Annotated in this window: 15 protein-coding genes and 1 other annotated feature; of the genes, 4 read left to right on the top strand and 11 right to left on the bottom strand. The window is 54.7% G+C overall.

Annotated features, from left to right (window positions below; all coding sequences use genetic code 11):
- Positions 1-66: 66 nt before the first annotated feature.
- The gene (gene rpmE, locus VKV18_RS02680) at positions 67-270 is read right to left on the bottom strand and encodes a 50S ribosomal protein L31 (RefSeq protein ID WP_016481411.1); all 204 of its coding nucleotides are present in this window, start codon (positions 268-270) and stop codon (positions 67-69) included.
- Positions 271-495: 225 nt separating this feature from the next.
- Here rpmE and VKV18_RS02675 point away from each other — a divergent pair, with 225 nt between their 5' ends.
- From VKV18_RS02675 to VKV18_RS02665, 3 genes are all read left to right on the top strand, one after another.
- Positions 496-1,536, top strand: coding sequence for a hypothetical protein (locus VKV18_RS02675; protein ID WP_324202686.1), 1,041 nt, complete (start codon positions 496-498; stop codon positions 1,534-1,536).
- A 32-nt stretch (positions 1,537-1,568) separates the two neighbouring features.
- Positions 1,569-2,018: a hypothetical protein gene (locus VKV18_RS02670; RefSeq protein WP_324202685.1), complete on the top strand. Its 450-nt coding sequence runs from the start codon at positions 1,569-1,571 to the stop codon at positions 2,016-2,018.
- 79 nt (positions 2,019-2,097) lie between these two features.
- On the top strand, positions 2,098-3,363 hold the full coding sequence (locus VKV18_RS02665) for an acyltransferase (protein WP_324202684.1): 1,266 nt from the start codon (positions 2,098-2,100) through the stop codon (positions 3,361-3,363).
- A 33-nt stretch (positions 3,364-3,396) separates the two neighbouring features.
- On the opposite strand, the gene VKV18_RS02660 is transcribed toward VKV18_RS02665, so the two are convergent.
- The gene (locus VKV18_RS02660) at positions 3,397-5,409 is read right to left on the bottom strand and encodes a hypothetical protein (RefSeq protein WP_324202683.1); all 2,013 of its coding nucleotides are present in this window, start codon (positions 5,407-5,409) and stop codon (positions 3,397-3,399) included.
- Positions 5,410-5,549: 140 nt separating this feature from the next.
- A complete protein-coding gene (locus tag VKV18_RS02655) occupies positions 5,550-7,535 on the bottom strand; it encodes a hypothetical protein (protein WP_324202682.1) in 1,986 nt (661 codons plus the stop codon).
- A gap of 124 nt (positions 7,536-7,659) precedes the next feature.
- Here VKV18_RS02655 and VKV18_RS02650 point away from each other — a divergent pair, with 124 nt between their 5' ends.
- A complete protein-coding gene (locus VKV18_RS02650; protein ID WP_324202681.1) occupies positions 7,660-8,418 on the top strand; it encodes a glycosyltransferase family 2 protein in 759 nt (252 codons plus the stop codon).
- A gap of 4 nt (positions 8,419-8,422) precedes the next feature.
- Here VKV18_RS02650 and VKV18_RS02645 read toward each other — a convergent pair whose 3' ends face one another.
- The 8 genes from VKV18_RS02645 to ilvB form a co-directional block, all read right to left on the bottom strand.
- Complete coding sequence (locus VKV18_RS02645; RefSeq protein WP_324202680.1) at positions 8,423-8,692, bottom strand: DUF4342 domain-containing protein; 270 nt, start codon at positions 8,690-8,692, stop codon at positions 8,423-8,425.
- Between the two features lie 122 nt (positions 8,693-8,814).
- Entirely contained in the window at positions 8,815-10,365 is a 1,551-nt protein-coding gene (locus VKV18_RS02640) for a 2-isopropylmalate synthase (protein WP_324202679.1), read from the bottom strand.
- A 96-nt stretch (positions 10,366-10,461) separates the two neighbouring features.
- Positions 10,462-11,556 (bottom strand): ketol-acid reductoisomerase, encoded by a 1,095-nt coding sequence (gene ilvC, locus VKV18_RS02635; protein WP_324202678.1) that lies wholly within the window; start codon positions 11,554-11,556, stop codon positions 10,462-10,464.
- 75 nt (positions 11,557-11,631) lie between these two features.
- Entirely contained in the window at positions 11,632-12,156 is a 525-nt protein-coding gene (locus VKV18_RS02630; RefSeq protein ID WP_324202677.1) for a hypothetical protein, read from the bottom strand.
- Positions 12,157-12,170: 14 nt separating this feature from the next.
- The gene (locus VKV18_RS02625; RefSeq protein WP_324202676.1) at positions 12,171-12,518 is read right to left on the bottom strand and encodes a hypothetical protein; all 348 of its coding nucleotides are present in this window, start codon (positions 12,516-12,518) and stop codon (positions 12,171-12,173) included.
- 9 nt (positions 12,519-12,527) lie between these two features.
- Entirely contained in the window at positions 12,528-13,082 is a 555-nt protein-coding gene (gene ilvN / locus VKV18_RS02620; RefSeq protein ID WP_343217322.1) for an acetolactate synthase small subunit, read from the bottom strand.
- A 35-nt stretch (positions 13,083-13,117) separates the two neighbouring features.
- On the bottom strand, positions 13,118-13,621 hold the full coding sequence (locus VKV18_RS02615; RefSeq protein ID WP_324202675.1) for a hypothetical protein: 504 nt from the start codon (positions 13,619-13,621) through the stop codon (positions 13,118-13,120).
- A 56-nt stretch (positions 13,622-13,677) separates the two neighbouring features.
- Entirely contained in the window at positions 13,678-15,495 is a 1,818-nt protein-coding gene (gene ilvB, locus VKV18_RS02610; RefSeq protein ID WP_324202674.1) for a biosynthetic-type acetolactate synthase large subunit, read from the bottom strand.
- Between the two features lie 56 nt (positions 15,496-15,551).
- Positions 15,552-15,820 (bottom strand) — a binding site (T-box leader).
- Positions 15,821-15,841: the final 21 nt, after the last annotated feature.

Raw genomic sequence — 15,841 nt, 5'->3', positions numbered from 1 at the left:
AGAACGCCTCTCCCACTGTATTCGCTACAGGGAAGAGGCGCTGGAGATTTTGCATCGGCTAATAAGCTAAGCCTTCATCTTATATTTCTGGAGGAACTTCTCCACTCGGCCTTCCGTGTCCACGATCTTCTGTTTGCCCGTGAAGAAGGGATGACATGCGGAGCAAATTTCCACACGAAGCACCTCTTTGGTAGACCGAGTCTCAAATGTGTTCCCACACTGGCATATCACACGAGCCGGCTTGTATTCCGGATGGATACCCTCTTTCATAAACAAATCCTTTCTTTTGACGGTTAAGCCCAACTGTATTATACGTAATCAGGTCACCAAAAAGCAACAGGAGCCTACCATGGAACCGCCTCCTGTCCCCCAAACCACACCGGCTTTATGCCCTCGGAATTCCTCTTACAGAAAGCACGTAGAAGGAAAGTGGAAGTCTTTATCCCATCTACTTCCAAAGGGCAAACAACCTCCTGAGGAAGTGAGGAGAAAGCCATGAACACTTCAAACAGACCGTTTTTTTGGACGATGGTAAGCGCCCTCGTTCTAGGGTTCTCTCCATTAGGACTACATTCCGCACTAGCTCAAAGTCGTGCGCGCCCTATGGCCCCTGCCCCCCCACCGCGCGTTGCCCCTGCACCGCCTCCTATGCGTGCTCCAAGCCCTCCTACCCCGCCACTGCGGGTTAGGCCGCCACAGATAACGCCTCCTTCCCCCCCTTCCACGAACACACACGATAACGTGCTCCGTGGCACCACCGTTATTAACCCGGCACCTACCACCGCGTTTGACCGGTTCAACCGCACCCTAGAAGGCTATTCTTATCGCAATCAACTCTCTCGTACCAGCACAACTACGGTCTATGTGCTCCCTTGGTACGATACCTACTTCCCGGGTGGGCTTGCCTTCTATCCCTTCTACTCCACCTACGGGGCCTACGGGCTGACCGTTCCCTCTCTATATGGCACCTACTATGATCTCTGTCCACCCTATCTCGACCTCTATGGAGTCACCATCCAACCGCCTTCGGCCTACTATGTGCCTCCGGCCAACGAAGCCAATCGCAGCACTGAAGAGTCTCAATCTAACGAAAACAGTGATGTTAATCATTACTATTTGGGCAAAGGTGGCCCCGTCTACTCGGCTAACGACCCGAAACTCGACATCAATCTACGCAATGCCATCGGAGACATCGAAAATGCCTGGCAAAAAAGCGATCTTGACCTTCTCGCTCGTCACCTCCGCCGTAACGAACGGGTTGCAGTGTTCCTCAACGGCAAATATAGCTACTCCCTCGATGCCTCAGACTATTTGAGCATGACACAAGATGCCTTTCGCGCTTCTAAAACCATTCGATTCCAACTTGAGCAGGTACAGCAGAGAGCGCCCCATATCTACCTTGTCAGCGGTACACATACCTATAAAGACCGTAAAGGGGAAGAGCATACTGTAGCGGTTAGCTTCGTATTGCAGCAACAAGGTCGCCAATATTATATAATACAAGTAGGGGTTGCACCCGCAACGACGCAAAACTAGCGGGCACTCCACCCATCGGAAAAGGAGGAACGATGTTAAACCATTTCGTTTTTAAAACCGAGGGCGATTGGGACACCACCACCCTCTTCAATAACGGAGAGGAGTTCCCCGCCTCACAACTCTACGTGGAGCTGCATGCAGGGCGTAACGAGTTTGGGGAACCGGCGCAAGGAGGGATACGTCTTGGCGGAGAGATAGATGCTTATGTAGCTCCTCAGGATAACCCTTCGGCACGAGTAGGCATGTTCCCAGGACGCCTCGAGATGTACTTCCCAGGGCATAGCCTGATGATCGAAAATACGCACCCTGCCTTTGCATTCGAGTTCACGAGGGTCTTCTATAACGGCCAAGATGTCACCAACCATGTGGTCGATCTGTTGGTGAACATTGACGCCGTCAACGATCAGGTGAGCGCCTATATAACCCTTTATAAAGCCCACTGGCTTGGGCCGGATGAGGTGGCAACCTTCACCATCCTCTAGCCACATGCATGCTGGCGTTGCCCGGCCTCTAGGGAGGTCGCGCGTTGACTTCTTCTGCGCATAAGCATGATGGATACCGATGCGACAGGCAAAAGTCCGTCTAGAATATCTTGACGGACTTAGGGGATTGGCTGCGCTCTTTGTTGTATTTCACCATGCCTTCGTCACTTTCTACTACGCACCTCAGGCCGTTAGAGCTGGGCTGGCGTCCCCACTTGCTACCTTCTTAGCGATTCTTTTCAAAAGCCTGTTTACCTTTGGTCATGAAGCCGTTGTGGTCTTCATCGTCCTCTCCGGCTACGTGCTGATGCTGCCCGTAGCGCGCACAGTTGATGGCCATATGCCGCACGGTGTACTAGACTATCTGAAAAGACGGGCACGTCGTATTCTGCCGCCCTACTACGCTGCCCTCGCGTTCGCACTGCTCATTATCTTTTGCGTGCCAGGCATGAACCGCCCCTTCCACGCCTTCTGGGATACCGCGATCCCGATAAACCGTTGGGCACCGATTGTTTCACATCTGCTGCTCATTCACAACCATCACGGCTGGGACTACACCATTGATCCGCCCATGTGGAGCATCGCAGTAGAATGGCAAATCTATTTCTGGTTTCCCCTCCTCCTTTTGCCGATGTGGCGACGGTTTGGCCTCTGGGCAACCATTTTCTGCACATGGATCATCGGCCTCGGCGGCTACTATCTCCATTTTGGTGGAACCTACTTTTGGCTCATCGGGGATTTCGCATTCGGCATGGCCGCAGCGGCTATAGGGTTTTGGCAAACCGATGACATGTGCCTTCTCCGCGACAAGGTAGCTTGGGGGAGACTCTGCCTCTTCTTTGCCGGTATCGCCTACCTTCTGTTGATCGCGCCCTCCATAGCCACCTATCTGCATCTACAGCATAGTCCCTACCTATGGCCTTTCCTCGTTAGCCACTGGCATCTGGGAACCGGATGGGAATGGCCAACCGATCTCCTTTTAGGGCTGGCAACCGCCTGCTTTATTGTGGAGGCAACGAATCGTATCCAAAAAGGGCTTAGCGACAATGCAGCGCTAAAGCTTCTACATTGGCGCTACACCGTCCTTTTGGGTACGTTTTCTTACAGCCTATACCTCGTCCACTTTCCTATTCTCGCCCTGGCAGATAAACTCTGTCGCGTTCTTCGCCTTTCTGGAGGGCGCTATTTTGCCGTTATTTTCGGTACCGGCATTCCAATGTGCCTCGTATGCTCCTACCTGTTTCATTGGGTCTTTGAACGTCCATTTTTGCCAACCCATCTCCGCAGGGGACAGTCCGTCTCCCTGGAGAGACAGTCGGTGCCGGCTCGTTCGACACATCTTTAAACCTGTTTCTTCTCGCCCTCTCCTCAAAGAGGTCTAGCGCGTAATGGTCTCCGTTTCGGCTTTAGGCCACCACCTATATAGCAGGTTCTTCCCCCGCCAGTCCTCCTCTTCTAACACCAGATACTCCCCATTGGAGCGTTTGAAAGCTTGCAGCGCGTAGGGCATATCGCACCAACCCACATTACCCCCTCCACCCACCGAGTCGCCAGGCACGAACGAGCCTACATAGCTTCCATCCGAAGTCCGGAAAATGTGCGTGTAGTGATTGCCATCCGGCGAAGAAAACACCATACCGACAAACAGATAGTCACCGGCAATATCAACCATTTTGGCGGTAATGGGTTTGCCCTGAGAGTCCGGCGCGGTAGGGAGATGGGTGTTTGTCCAGACGATCTTTGGGTTGCCGCTCAGCCAATCGTCATAACGGCGTGCCGTAGGCCCGATCACACCCCAGGTTTCTACATCTTGCCCCTTGAGATAGCCAAAGAGATAGAGGGTATCGGATTTCGGGATAAAGATCACACGTGTTACCGAGTCGAAGTCCTGAGGCCAGGGCCAGGTTTGGGGGTTCTTCCAATCATAACGGGGGGCGCCGTCCTCATTCCATCCTTGAAATGGGTAGTAACGGATGGTATGGCCAGGGGCATCACCCCACCAAATACCGCCGACCGCATCCACATACCAAGCCCACGTGCCATCTGTAGGTGGAGTCGTGCCTACTTTGCGTGGAATATAGGGATGTGTCGGATCGTTGAAAGCGTAGATGTCGAAGCCCCCACCCATCTGCCCAATCGTATAAAGTACTCTTTTTCCCTCTAAGTGGCGCACGACTACACTGGCAGCACTGTAGGTGTCTTCGCGTGGGTCGCGGGCAGAAGAGGGATAAACAACAGTAAAAGCCTTCAGACTCCATTCGCTTCCGGGTTGCCGCTTTTTTAAGTCGAGCCGCATAATGGCATCTCGACTATAGACCGTCGTGCCATCTGAATTCGGATCAAAGCCGAAAGTATCTACGAAAGCTAAGCTCATGTCTTGCCATTTCATCTTTCCTGCAGGGTCGAAGCAGCGCAGCACACAGTGGCCCGAAGCCCCGCCCACAAAGCTCATGGCCACGTAGAGGTTGCCGGCATTGTCGGTGTTGGCGCCGCGTAAACCGAAAAGCTTGTTCGGCTGCACCTCTCCCGGCTGCCCCGACATCAAGCCTCCGTAGGCGCCAAAGGTTTTGACGAGATGAGGATGGGGTTTCAGGTCATAAAACAGCACCTGCTGTCGGGGGCCGTTATCGCAAACGAGGAGCTGATTGGGGTTGTGGTTGGAGAGAGCGATGGCCGTTGGGTCTTGCAGACCTGTAATGCTAGCAGGAAGCATCTGCCCAGATAGGGCAACATGCTGAACGCGATCTCCGACAAGCATCCATAGGGTACCATCGCGGACAAACGTGACATCTTTTACCCCCGATACAGAGAATTGACGAAAAACCGATAAATCGTTCGCCTTCCGAAGCTCAATTATGCCGTCCTTGTAGGCTAACACCACATAGTCGTTGTTTGCAGTTAGTCCCACAACCTCTTTTTTCTCGGGTAGTTTTACGTAATCCACATATTTTGCCGAGTTGATGTCTCCCGGCGTCCAGGTAAATCGTAAAAGCTGAGCGTCTGTGTTGGCCACATAGATATGGCTACCATAAACGGCAAAGGCCGTGTTGGAAAGCCCAAACCCAGAGGTGGAGTAGTGTGGTTGCTGTAAAAGCACTCGGTTGACCTGTCCGTTTTTGTAGAGGCCTAAATCGCGACCGGCTTCGTCCCAGGCTACCCCGCAAAAGGCCGTGCCATCGGGGGTAACAACGAGTTTGGAGACCCCCTCCTGCACCCAGTATCCAAAGCCGTTTGGGCCGCCGCTCCCACCAAAAGTGTTTCCCACCCAACTCGTGATGTAGTCTCCTGGCGGTGCGTGGAACGGTTGGGGCGGGTCGGCAATGGTGATCCTCGTCATAACGAAACCGACTGTGACCAAAAGAAGCAGCCGAACGCCGTGTGGTTTTAACATCAGAGGAAAACTCCCTTGTTTAGCTTTATATACATCGTATTATATCACAGACTGAGGCACCTTGCCAAATCCACTATCCATCTCTGCTGCGAGCCACCTTCTCTAACCCACAGCTGGGGGAAAACGGCGGTGATATGCATTCAGCGTCTATTTGCCTGCAACGACGCTTTAGGCCACCACCTATAAAGCAGGTTCTTCCCTCGCCAGTCCTCTTCGACGAGCACAAGATACTCCCCGTTTTTACGCCGAAAGGCCTGAATCGCATAAGGCATATCCTGCCAACCGGCGTTTCCTCCCACTTCAGGGCCGGGAAATAACGAGCCGACATAGCTGCCGTCGGAGAGCCGAAAAATATGCGTGTACTGCCGATTATCGTCCGGCTTTACCATACCGACAAACAGATAGTCTCCGGCAACGTCCACCGACTGCGGTGTAAGAGGCTGCCCCTGATCGTTCCCATGCGGATTTACCGGCAATTGAATCGTCCAACGAATTTTAGGTGCTCCCGCACGCCATCCATCGTAGCGTCGTGCGGTATGACCAACAACTCCCCACGAGTCGATGGTTTCGCCCCTGAGATATCCGAAAAGATAGAGCGTATCGGAGTCGGCATTGTAGATGATGCGTCGCACAAGCTCAAAATCGTTAGGCCATGGCCAGGTCTCAGGATGGTTCCAATCATAGCGCGGTTTTCCTTGCGAATCCCACCCTAAAAAGCGATAACATAAGATGCTCCGATTTGGCCCATCGCCATTCCAGATATTGCCCTGTGCGTCCACATACCAGGCCCAACTATCGTTTCTACCTACTTTTCCTACCTCATAAGCAATATTTCCGCGAAAGGCGTATATGAGAAAACCGCCGGCATACTGCCCTATGAGATACAACAGACGCCGGCCCTGTAAATCTCGTACAATGGCCGACTGCCCGTACCGCAAGCGATCTGAGTTCTGCTCCTTCGGATAGGGCACACTGATCGCCTTCAACTCCCATTCGCTCCCAGGCTTTTGCTTGCTGAGATCGAGCCGAAAAATGGCGTCACGACTGTACACCAAGCTGCCGTCGGAGTCTGGATCAAAGCCGAACGTATCCACAAAGGAAAAGTTCATCACCTGCCACTTCAAGGTACCGCTTGGTGCAAAGCAGCGTAAGAGACAGTGGCCATTAGGGCCGTTTCCAAAGCTCATGGCCACATAGAGGTTGCCGGCATCGTCGGTGTTGGCGCCGCGTAAACCGAAAAGCTTGTTCGGCTTTACCTCTCCCGGCTGTCCAGACATCAAGCCGCCATAGGCGCCAAAGGCTTTAACGAGATGAGGATGGGGTTTAAGGTCATAAAACAGCACCTGCTGTCGGGGGCCGTTATCGCAAATAAGGAGCTGATTGGGGTTGTGATTGGAGAGAGCGATGGCCGTTGGGTCTTGAAGATTAGAGATCGTTCCGGGAAGCTCTTGTCCGGCCAAAGAGACGTGTTGAACGCGCTTGCCGGCCAGCACCCAAAGACCACCGTCTGCCGACAGAGCCACATCTTTCACACCTTGCCAGGGGAAGCGACGTATCACCTGCATATCCGTCGCACGGCGCAACTCCATGGAGTTGGGATAGGCCACCACAATCCATTTGTGGTTAGCAGCTACGGCAACCGCCTTCGCAGGGAGATCGGTTTCATCTACAAACACCGCCGAGTTTATTGCGCCCGGATGCCAGCGAAACCGAAGAAGTTTCTTGCCTTCATTAGCCACATAAATCGTATCTTGCCAAATGGCCAGTGCTCTATTGGCTGTGCCCCACCCCCACGCCGTCTCTTTTCCACCCTCTTTCAAGAGCACCCGGTTGACTTGGCCATCCTTGTAAAGGCCCACACAACGCCCGGCCTCATCCCATTCAACCCCGCAAAAAGCGGTTCCATCTGGGCTGACGGCCAACTTAGCGACACCATCTTGTACCCAATAGCCGAAACCGTTGTCCCCTCCGTTCCCTCCGAATGTATTGCCTACCCAGCTTGTGCGGTAGACTCCCGGCGGCGCCTTATAGCCCCCGAACGAAGAGGTTTGTGTATAAGCGGGGTTGCTCATCAAAAAGAGGGCTGTGAGCCCCATCCCATAAGCAAACGTCTGCTTCGGTAGCATCGCTCCTCCATCCTAAACTTATGTTTCGTAGTATAAGAATACCATAAGCTTTGACGCATTTTTCGGCATTTTGTAACGCGACTCGATGCTCACAAAACACGTATAATGGCAAAGGAGCAACTGTATGAGACCATCGAATGGAAACGCTCAGGAGCTTGGCACCGTTGCCCAAGTCACTCCTGCGCAAACACGCTACGTGCTCAGCGTGCTGATGCCCGTGATGAACGAACAGGGAACGCTGCTCGCGCTGCTCGACCGGGTGCTTGCCGTGCCTATCGAAAAGGAGATCCTAATCGTGGATGACGGCTCAACCGACGGCACCCGTGAGCTGTTACAAACGGAAGTTGATGGCAAAATTCCCCATGTTCGGGTGTTCTATCATGAACGCAATCAGGGCAAAGGCGCCGCCATTCGCACCGCTCTGCCTTATGCTCAAGGCGAGTTCTGCATCATTCAGGATGGCGATCTCGAGTACGATCCCCAAGATTATCTAGTCATCCTTAAAGCCTTTTCCGACCCCAACGTCAGCGCCGTTTACGGCTCACGCTTCACCCACGGCATGCCCAAAATGCGCTTCGCCAATCGGCTCATCAACCGCCTGCTCGCCTGGATGGTGCGCTGCTTTTATCGCACCCCTCTCACCGATGAGGCCACCTGCTATAAAGCCTTTCGCACCGAGGTGCTCCGTTCGCTGCCACTGACTTGCCGCCGATTCGAATTCTGCCCGGAGGTCACAGCCAAACTCATCCGACGCCACCACAGCATCGTGGAGGTGCCCATTCGCTATCAGGCCAGAACCATCGCACAGGGCAAAAAGATTCGGTGGACCGACGGCGTTATTGCGATATGGACGCTCATCAAGTTTCGTTTTGCCCGCTTCTAAAGGCCTATTCGCCTTTGCGCACCACCTCAACGGTACAACGCGTTAGCAGGGCGCCTACGGCTGCCACAGCGGCCAACACAGGGGCTAGCACCGCCGCCGCGATGCCAAGGCCCACCGGAATTTCGAGAATGGTCTGCCCCTCGTGCTTGATGATCAGGTGCTGTACATTTCCTTCATGCAGCAGCTCCTTTACCTTCTCCTCGAGCTGATGCCCTGCCACCTCCAGCTGCTCGCGCAGCGTGGGTTGGCCGCCGGGTTCGGGGTTGCCGGTCATTCGTCGCCTCCTATAGGTTTCTGAAAGAGAAACCGTTATTTGCATCCATACGGTTAAAAAGAAAGGGAATAGGAAAGACCCCCTCTTCCCTATTCCGCCCTAAACCTCACAGGAACGCCGGTTTAGGGATGTTGAAGAACACCCTCTTTACGGCTCGCGTGTGAGGCTCGGTCAACCAACTTATTGAGCGCGTGCATGTAGGCCTTTGCGCTCGCCACCACAATGTCGCTATCGGCTCCGCGTCCGGTGTAGATATCGTTGTCACGGCGTATGCGAATGGTTACATCGGCCAAGGCATCAATGCCCTGCGTTACTGCCTGAACGCTGAACTCGATCAACTCGTTTGGCTCGTTCACGATCCGATTGATGGCTCGATAGACCGCGTCTACCGGCCCCGTGCCATGACAGGAATCGGTAAACACATCGCCCGCTTCGTTACGAATAGACACGGTTGCGGTAGGAATGAGCTTATCGCCGCAAGACACCTGCACATGTAGCAGCTCATAGGTACGATGGAGCATGCTCGTTTCGTTGGCTACTAAAATCTCGAGGTCTTCGTCGTAGACCTGTTTCTTACGATCGGCCAACTCCAGAAAACGAGCATAGATGCGGTCTATCTGCTCCTCATTGAACTCATAGCCCAACTCCCGCAACCGATGCTGCAGAGCGTGGCGCCCGGATCGAGCGGTGAGAATGATCTTGCTCTCATGAATGCCCACATCGCTGGGATTGATGATCTCATAGGTGGTACGCTCCTTCAACACGCCGTCCTGGTGAATGCCGCTGGAGTGTGCAAAAGCGTTGGCACCCACGATAGCCTTGTTCGGCTGCACAAGTATACCGGTAGCCGTACTCACCATTCGGCTGGTTTTATACAATTCCTGCGTCACGATACCCGTTTCAAAGGGGTAGCGGTCGGCGCGCACTTTTATAGCCATCACCACCTCTTCAAGCGAGGTGTTGCCGGCACGTTCCCCGATGCCGTTAATGGTGCATTCGACCTGCCGTGCACCGTTTTGAACTCCGGCAAGAGAGTTCGCAACGGCCAAACCGAGATCATCATGGCAGTGAACGCTAACAATGGCCTTGTCGATGTTGGGCACGTGCTCCATAACATAGCGGATCAGCTCGCCGTACTCCTCCGGAGTCGAGTAGCCGGTTGTATCGGGGATATTGATGACGCTCGCCCCCGCGTCAATAACGGCCTCGATCACCCTACAAAGATAGTCTTTATCGGCTCGGCCCGAGTCCTCCAAAAAGTATTCGACCTCGGCCACGTAACGACGTGCGTATCGCACAGCCTGCACACCTCGCTCCATGGCGGCTTCTCGGCTCATCCGCAGTTTATATTTCAGGTGAATATCCGAGACGCCAAGGCCGGTATGGATGCGCGGATGTGCCGCCTCACGTAGCGCCTCCGCCGCAACATCAATGTCCTTCTCTACCGCGCGGGTAAGGCCACAGATAATGCATCCCCGCACGGTACGGCTTATCTCCTGCACGGCCTGAAAATCGCCCGGCGAGGAGATGGGAAAGCCCGCCTCGATCACGTCCACACCGAGGCGCTCGAGTTGCTTTGCTATCTCCAGCTTTTCGGCGACATTGAGGGATGCGCCAGGCGACTGCTCCCCATCGCGCAGTGTGGTATCAAAGATATAGATTCGTGTTGCCATAGGTGCTTTTGCTCCTTTGCGAAACTCCTCATTACCGTTTTGCCCATGAGGAGGTCATTCAACCGCCCCGAGTAAGGGCGGATGTTGCCAAAACAACTACTTCTTCTCCCATTCCAGACGACCGATGCGCTCACCCGTCGCAGAGATCGTCTGCGGTTGCTCTTCCTGCTGTTGCGACGATACGTTGGTCTGCACACCACTTTGCTGAACCCAGCTCATCATGGCACGCAGCTGTCGCCCAACCTGCTCGATAGCGTGGTTGCGGTCGCGCTGATCCAGAGCGCGGAAGACCGGTCGTCCGGCTCGGTTCTCCAGAATCCACTCTCTTGCGAACTCCCCGCTCTGAATCTGTTGGAGAATCTCGCGCATGGTAGCGCGCACATGGTCGTCAATAAGGCGCGGCCCGCGCGTCATATCTCCGTATTGGGCTGTGTCGGAAATGGAGTAGCGCATTCCGGCGATCCCGGCCTCATACATGAGGTCTACGATGAGCTTCAGCTCGTGCAAACACTCGAAGTAGGCGATTTCAGGCTGATAGCCGGCCTCCACAAGCGTCTCAAAGCCGGCTTTCACCAGGGCCGTGGCACCTCCGCACAGCACCGCCTGCTCGCCAAACAGATCGGTTTCGGTCTCCTCTTTAAAGGTCGTCTCGATAACGCCGGCGCGCGTTCCTCCGATCGCTTTCGCATAGGCCAGGGCGATATTTTTGGCGTTTCCGGTAGGGTTTTGGTGAATAGCGATAAGACATGGCACCCCTTTGCCCTCGGTAAATACGCGCCGAACCAGATGCCCCGGCCCCTTTGGTGCCACCATAAACACATCTACATCGGCAGGCGGCACGATCTGCCCAAAGTGGATGTTGAACCCATGCCCGAAGGCGATGGCGTTGCCGGGCTTGAGATGCGGCTCGATTGCCTCCTTATAGAGGGCCGCTTGATACTCGTCGTTGACCAGGATCATGATGATGTCGGCCTGTTCGGCGGCCTCGGCAACGGGCAACACCACGTGCCCGTCGCTTTCGGCGGCGTGCCACGACTTACCTGGGCGCAGCCCCACCACCACGTCTACCCCAGAATCGCGCAGGTTGAGGGCATGCGCATGCCCCTGACTGCCATAGCCGATCACGGCCACCTTTTTGCCGCGCAGCGTGGCGAGGTCAGCATCTTTGTCGTAATAGATAGTTGCAGGCATCCTAAAACTTTCTCTCCTTACACTGAAATTTGTTCATTAAAAACGGTCTCTAACACTTCTAAAGCAGTTCCCTCTTCACTTCGTGTGCTCTTTAGCTCCCTCCTGAGTTTCTGAAGTGTTTTTATACACACTGCCCCACGTAATGCCGGAAATATGGCGGGGATCGGAGGAGTCGAAATGCAGTTTCATATGAACTAAGGCCCGTTGAAACTGCAGATCGCAGAGATAGTCTGACAGCTGAAGCGGGTTCTGCGTTTGAGATGGGTTTTGATTCCGAAACTGTTGAGGGTCTAATGTAAAACTCTCTAAAGCACCGTACTTTTTCTCCAACCCTTCCATTTTTTGCTGAAGCGCGTTCACAGAGTACTCCTGCCGTGCCGAACCCGTGAGCAAAGCGACGGCATTCTCGTAATCGTGCTGCTGCAGGTCCGTCCCAAACCGGCCAACAACCGCCATCTGCTGGAAGGCACCTCCGAATTTATGCGATACGAAAAGGCCGAATCCGAAAATGCCTATAACCACCAGAAGAACGCAACCGCCGCAAGCGGCCAATATATAAAGAAGCGGGTTTGTGCCCCGCGCCGGTGGCGGGTAAGTCATCTATTGCCTCCTTTTTATGGCCTTACACCATGGGCCTCCTCGCCCTGGTCAGCGGGCCGTTCGCCCCGGGTCCAACGGCTTTCAAACAGCCCAGAGCCAATGCCGCCCAGCACCCCAAGCCCCACAAACAGCCCGACATTGATGATGAGATTGCGCACCGTGTCTAGCCCGAAATGATCCGTTATACGATTGTAGATTTCCCACAGAGCAAGGTTAGCCGGGCCTAGCAGCGCCAAAAGAACAGCCTGATAACGATGTCGAGGCTTTGCTAAAGCCCAGGCTAGGGCGATGATCGGCGTAGCAACAGCGCCTCCAATGCACAGTTTGGTAAACTCCCCAAGGCCGATCAGCTCGTGCAACATGGGCTTTGCCTAATCTATCCCGTCCCGACCGGAGCGAGCTGCCGTTTTAGCCCCCCTTGCCATAGCGATAATTCCAGTGCGGACCATCTCGCGAATGCCGTAGGTATTCAGCAGCTGCACGATCTTATCGAGCTTCTCCGTGCTGCCGGTGACCTCAACAATGAACGTCTTTTCGCTCATGTCAATGATGCGGCCTCGGAAAATCTCGACGATCTGCATGATCTCGCCACGGTCTTTCGGTTCTGCATTCACCTTGATCAGTGCCAGCTCCCGCTCAACGGCGGCCGTTTCGGTGTACTCGACCACTTTGATCACCTCAACGAGCTTGTTGAGCTGCTTGGTGATCTGCTCCAACACCCTATGGTCGCCCTCCACCACGATAGTCATACGCGAGATCTCGGGGCGATCGGTCACCGAAACCGCCAAAGACTCGATATTGAAACCGCGTCGGGCGAACAGACTTGCCACTCGGGCCAGCACGCCCGGATGGTTCTCCACCAGCACGGTGATGGTGTGATACTGCTGCAATTGTGCAAGAATCCCGTTACTCACTATTAAATCCATCCTTTCTTTCTGAACGATACGAATTCGATGCACCTCTACAGATCGAAACGGGTAGGCGGTGACTTGTCGTCGTCATCATCATCGAAATCGTCGTCGTCCTCCAACTCCTCCTCCGTATCGTCGTCATCAGAAAAGAGCCATTTTTCCATGTCGTTGGGCATGTCCACGGCGATGAAAGCCCCAAAGATAGGAGGGCCGGGCCACTCCATGACGGGGCCGTTGGGGTTGACCGCTCTTTTCAGGGCTTCGATCTGCTCTTCCGCCATGCCCAGACTGATGGCATAGTCGAGATGCAAAAGGTCGCGCGGAGAGAGCGGGCACGACTGCAACTGTTCGGCAAAGCTTGGAGGCAGTTCCCCCATGCCGTGGTTGGCGCGTGCATACTCGATAAAGATAGGCACAGCCCGCTGGAAAAAGACATGCGAGAGGGCAGGCCGCAGCACTTGACGGAAGAAAAACCCGTTTCGTACCATGCAGTGATAGCCACGCTGGTAGTAGTGCCAAAGCTCATCGGGTGCGATCTGGTCAATGTTTTGCATAAACCACCTCGAGGCGGGGCGGCGACACGGCCCGCCGCCCCATGTCGTTCTTTCCTTTAGCGCTCCTTATCGTCAGACGGTGCGGTTTTGGCCACCTGAAGATACTGAGAAAGCACCCGATCCTCCTCCGAGAACGACCAGTCCTCCGAGTCGGCATGGACGCTCGCCTTAAGTTGCTCGAGGTCTTTCCTCAGCATCATCTCTTCAATGGACTGGCCTGACGGAATCATCGGGTAGACGTTCTCCGACGTCGGGATCACACAGTCAATGACGACAGGACGATCGGTAACCGCTTTTGCTTTCTCCAAAGCGGGTAGCAATTCCTCCTTTTGCGTTACGCGCATTCCCACCCCACCGTAGGCCTCGGCGAGTTTCACCAGATCGGGCGAGGCCTCAAGGTCTACTGCGCTGTAGCGCTCATCGTAGAACATCTCCTGCCACTGGCGCACCATGCCCAGCGACTTGTTGTTGACCACCACCGTGATAATAGGCAAACGATAGACTGTGGCCGTCATCAGCTCTTGGTTGCACATCTGGAAGGAGCCGTCGCCGGAGAGGCACACTACCCGCTTGTTCGGATTGGCAAACTGCGCTCCGATAGCGGCAGGAAGCCCGAAGCCCATGGTACCCAATCCGCCCGAAGTTACCCATTGGCGAGGTCTGCGACATTTAAAGTACTGCGCCGCCCACATCTGATGTTGCCCCACATCGGTCGTCATGATGGCATCGTAGTCGAAGAGCACGTTGATCTGCTCGATGATGTACTCGGCGTAGAGCTTGCCATCGTTGGGGTAGACCAGGGGGAACATCTTTTTCCACTGCATGATGGTGTCGTTCCAGGCGCTCCATGGCCGAGGCTTCACATGGCGTAGCAGCTCGGTAAGCACGGTTTTTACATCGCCTACGATGGGCACATCGGGGGTTTTCACCTTTCCGATCTCGGCCGGGTCTATATCAATATGGATGATGCGTGCACCCACGGCAAACTTGTCTACGTTGCCGGTAACGCGGTCATCGAAGCGGGCACCTATGGCAATGAGCAAATCGGCGTTGTTGACGGCGTGGTTGGCATAGGCTGTGCCGTGCATGCCCAGCATACCGATGCAAAGCGGATGGGTCTCGTCTATGGCGCCCTTGCCCATCAACGTGGTGGTCACAAGGATATTGGTTTTTTCGGCCAGGGCCGTTACTTCCGCCTGTGCCCCCGAGGCGACCGCACCTCCACCAACATAGAGCACGGGGCGCTCCGCTTCCGCGATGAGCTGAGCCGCTTTTCGCAGTTGCATCTCCGGCACCCGCGTATGGGGGCCGATCGGCTTGTACGAAGGAATAGAGACCAGGCGAGGATAGTCATCCGGATCGAACTCGGTGACGGCCTTACTCACATCGAGTGGAATATCCACGAGCGTAGGGCCGGGGCGCCCCGTGCGGGCGATGTAGAAGGCCTCGGCAATGGCTTCCGCCAGGTCTTCGACCCGCTTCACCAAGAAGTTATGTTTGGTGATGGGCATCGTAATGCCGGTAATGTCGGCCTCTTGGAAGGCATCTTTGCCGATGGCAGAGGTGCGTACCTGGCCGGTAATGGCGACGATAGGAATAGAATCCATGTAGGCCGTGGCGATTCCGGTCACCAAATTGGTCGCGCCGGGGCCGCTGGTCGCGAGGCAAACCCCCACCTTTCCGCTCGAACGGGCATAGCCATCGGCCATATGAGCCGCCCCCTGTTCGTGTCTTACCAGCACATGTTCGATCTCTTTACAGTCGAAGATGGCATCGTAGATGGGCAGTACAGCCCCTCCCGGATAGCCAAAGATATGGGTAACCCCTTCTTTCTTCAAGCACTCCAGTAAAATCTGTGCTCCTGACAGTTGCATCTCTCTTCACTCCTCCACACTTGCGGTGCATCCTAATCCAAAAAAGCCTCTCATCCCCAAGGGACGAGAGGCTCTGCTCACGCGGTACCACCCTTGATATCGGCACGCATTAACGCAATGCGCACGTCGAATGCCAAAGGGCATTCTGCCGATCACTCAAGGCGCTCTATCGGGCGCTAACCGGAAAGCCTACTGTGTGCCCTACGGCACGGTTCAGCGTTTCTGCTCGGAGGGGAGTTTCAGCACGCCTCTGCATCGCCTTGCACCACCCGGCGACTCTCTGAAGCGAGAGCTTCGTGCCTACTGGCCTCGTCATCGCATTGCTTACTCAATTGTCAATCTGAAT

Origin of the sequence: Chthonomonas sp., assembly GCF_035294505.1 — a bacterium.
Lineage (GTDB): Bacteria > Armatimonadota > Chthonomonadetes > Chthonomonadales > Chthonomonadaceae > Chthonomonas.
This window is presented reverse-complemented; position numbering and strand designations above follow the sequence as displayed.

Bases quoted from the DNA above. Each gene is read 5' to 3' on its own strand.
- rpmE (WP_016481411.1), bottom strand. From the start codon at position 270: ATGAAAGAGGGTATCCATCCGGAATACAAGCCGGCTCGTGTGATATGC.
- VKV18_RS02675 (WP_324202686.1), top strand. From the start codon at position 496: ATGAACACTTCAAACAGACCGTTTTTTTGGACGATGGTAAGCGCCCTC.
- VKV18_RS02670 (WP_324202685.1), top strand. From the start codon at position 1,569: ATGTTAAACCATTTCGTTTTTAAAACCGAGGGCGATTGGGACACCACC.
- VKV18_RS02665 (WP_324202684.1), top strand. From the start codon at position 2,098: ATGCGACAGGCAAAAGTCCGTCTAGAATATCTTGACGGACTTAGGGGA.
- VKV18_RS02660 (WP_324202683.1), bottom strand. From the start codon at position 5,409: ATGTTAAAACCACACGGCGTTCGGCTGCTTCTTTTGGTCACAGTCGGT.
- VKV18_RS02655 (WP_324202682.1), bottom strand. From the start codon at position 7,535: ATGCTACCGAAGCAGACGTTTGCTTATGGGATGGGGCTCACAGCCCTC.
- VKV18_RS02650 (WP_324202681.1), top strand. From the start codon at position 7,660: ATGAGACCATCGAATGGAAACGCTCAGGAGCTTGGCACCGTTGCCCAA.
- VKV18_RS02645 (WP_324202680.1), bottom strand. From the start codon at position 8,692: ATGACCGGCAACCCCGAACCCGGCGGCCAACCCACGCTGCGCGAGCAG.
- VKV18_RS02640 (WP_324202679.1), bottom strand. From the start codon at position 10,365: ATGGCAACACGAATCTATATCTTTGATACCACACTGCGCGATGGGGAG.
- ilvC (WP_324202678.1), bottom strand. From the start codon at position 11,556: ATGCCTGCAACTATCTATTACGACAAAGATGCTGACCTCGCCACGCTG.
- VKV18_RS02630 (WP_324202677.1), bottom strand. From the start codon at position 12,156: ATGACTTACCCGCCACCGGCGCGGGGCACAAACCCGCTTCTTTATATA.
- VKV18_RS02625 (WP_324202676.1), bottom strand. From the start codon at position 12,518: ATGTTGCACGAGCTGATCGGCCTTGGGGAGTTTACCAAACTGTGCATT.
- ilvN (WP_343217322.1), bottom strand. From the start codon at position 13,082: ATGGATTTAATAGTGAGTAACGGGATTCTTGCACAATTGCAGCAGTAT.
- VKV18_RS02615 (WP_324202675.1), bottom strand. From the start codon at position 13,621: ATGCAAAACATTGACCAGATCGCACCCGATGAGCTTTGGCACTACTAC.
- ilvB (WP_324202674.1), bottom strand. From the start codon at position 15,495: ATGCAACTGTCAGGAGCACAGATTTTACTGGAGTGCTTGAAGAAAGAA.